Origin of the sequence: Pseudarthrobacter sp. AL07 (assembly GCF_029960665.1) — a bacterium.
Lineage (GTDB): Bacteria > Actinomycetota > Actinomycetes > Actinomycetales > Micrococcaceae > Arthrobacter.
Genome location: NZ_JASBRB010000066.1, coordinates 1 through 2,047, shown reverse-complemented (window position 1 = coordinate 2,047; position 2,047 = coordinate 1). Strand labels below are relative to the sequence as shown.

The following is a 2,047-nucleotide window of genomic DNA, read 5'->3' as shown; positions in this document are numbered from 1 at the left end:
TGCAGATGCGTTCGGGGTCGCAGGCGGCGGGGTCCCCTGCTGCCGCGGCGTGATGGAGTTCGGCGACGTTTGCCCGCAGTGCGGTGAGTTCTGCGATCTGGGTGTCGAGGTCGCGGAGCTGTTTGGCCAGGAGATCCGTCACGTGTACGCAGGGGGCCTGGCCGATGTCCCGGATGGAGAGGATGTCTCCGATCTGGGCCAGTGTCAGCCCGGCGGTGCGGCCGCGGCGGATGAACTCCAGCCGGCTGACCGTCTCGTGGGGGTAGTCGCGGTATCCGTTCGGTGCCCTTTCGGCGGCCGGCAGCAGGCCTCGGGCCTCGTAGAACCGCAGGGTCTTCGCCGTCAATCCGGCAGCTGCGGCGGTTTCGCCAACACGCATCATGCACCTCTTGTCCCGGGGGATTTCCCTCTTGGCCTTCCAGCTTAGTGGAAGGTCAAGAACGGGCACAGGAAACCTGTGTGCGCCGCCCCGGGCCTAGGGAAGCCCACCTTTTCGGGTGAGTGAAGGCGGGTCAGGGCTCCGCGGTTCCCTGCGGGTGCGGGTACGCCTCTTGACCTTCCCCCTTGGTGGAAGGTGCAGACTGGGGGCAGACCCACACACGAGGCACCGTCGCGGGCTTGCGGGACGGCGCTGCTGAACGACTTTGGAGGATTTCATGACTGAACCAACACCCGATTTCGACCTGGCCGTCATCGGCTCCGGCGGCGGAGCGTTCGCGGCCGCGATCCGGGCGACCAACCTGGGCAAACGCGTCCTGATGATCGAGCGTTCCACCGTCGGCGGGACCTGCGTGAACACCGGATGCGTGCCGTCCAAGGCACTCCTCGCCGCCGCAGAGGCACGCCACGTCGCCCTGGACGCGTCAGGCCGGTTCCCCGGCATCAGCACCTCCGCGGCTCCGGTGGACATGGCCGGGCTGATCGGCGGGAAGCGTTCCCTGGTGGAGACGATGCGTTCGGACAAATACGTGGACCTGATCGCGGACTACGGCTGGGAGCTGCGCCAGGGCAATGCCGTGTTCGCCGGCACCCCGAACGATCCGGTCCTGGAAATCACCGGAGCCGACGGGGCCCGGGAATCGATCCGGGCCGCGCACTATCTGGTGGCCACCGGGTCCGCGCCGTGGGCGCCACCGATCGAGGGACTGCAGGACACGGACTACCTGACCTCCACCACCGCGATGGAACTCGAGGAAGTCCCCGAGTCACTGCTGGTCATCGGCGGCGGGTACGTGGCCCTGGAACAGGCCCAGCTTTTCGCCCGGCTCGGGTCGAAGGTGACCATGCTGGTCCGCTCCCGGCTGGCCTCGGCCGAGGAACCGGATGCGTCGAGCGCCCTGATGGGTGTCTTCGCAGACGAGGGTATCCGCGTAGTCCGCCGCGCGGCCGTGTCCTCCGTACGTACGGACCCGTCCACCGGCGGGATCGTCGCGACCGCGGCCGTCTCCGGCGGGCAGGAGGAATTCCGGGCCGCCCGGCTGCTGGTCGCCACGGGACGCCGACCGGTCACGGAGGGCCTGAACCTGGCCATGGTCGGCGTCAAGACCGGGGACAGCGGCGAGATCCTGGTCGACAGCCGGCTGGCCAGCTCAAATGACCGGATCTGGGCCGCCGGAGACGTGACCGGACACCGCGAATTCGTCTATGTCGCAGCCGCCCACGGCTCCCTGGTGGTGGAGAACGCCTTCAACAACGCCGGCCGCGAGGTCGACTACAGGCACCTGCCCCGGGTCACCTTCACCAGCCCGGCCCTGGCCGCGGTCGGCATGACGGACAAGGAAGCCAACGACGCCGGCATCCGGTGTCAGTGCCGGGTCCTGCCTCTGGAGTACGTGCCCCGAGCCCTGGTGAACAGGGACACCCGCGGCTTCATCAAGATCGTCGCAGACGCCGACACCGGGCGGATTGTGGGAATCACGGCCGTCGCGAAGGACGCCGGGGACCTGGCCGCCGCCGGGGTCTACATCCTGGAAGCCGGAATGACCGTGAAGCAGGTGGCAAACCTGTGGAGCCCGTACCTGACCATGGCCGAAGGAATCAAGATCGC

2 protein-coding genes are annotated in these 2,047 nt (G+C 68.2%); one reads left to right on the top strand and one right to left on the bottom strand.

Annotation, left to right across the window (positions count from 1 at the left end):
* Window positions 1–379 (bottom strand): heavy metal-responsive transcriptional regulator (locus QK290_RS18380; protein WP_282332107.1); only part of this gene is annotated, 379 nt, incomplete at its 3' end.
* Window positions 380–656: 277 nt separating this feature from the next.
* On the opposite strand from QK290_RS18380, the gene merA reads away from it, so the two are divergent.
* Window positions 657–2,047: mercury(II) reductase (gene merA, locus QK290_RS18375; protein WP_282332105.1), on the top strand; the 1,391-nt coding region annotated here is incomplete at its 3' end.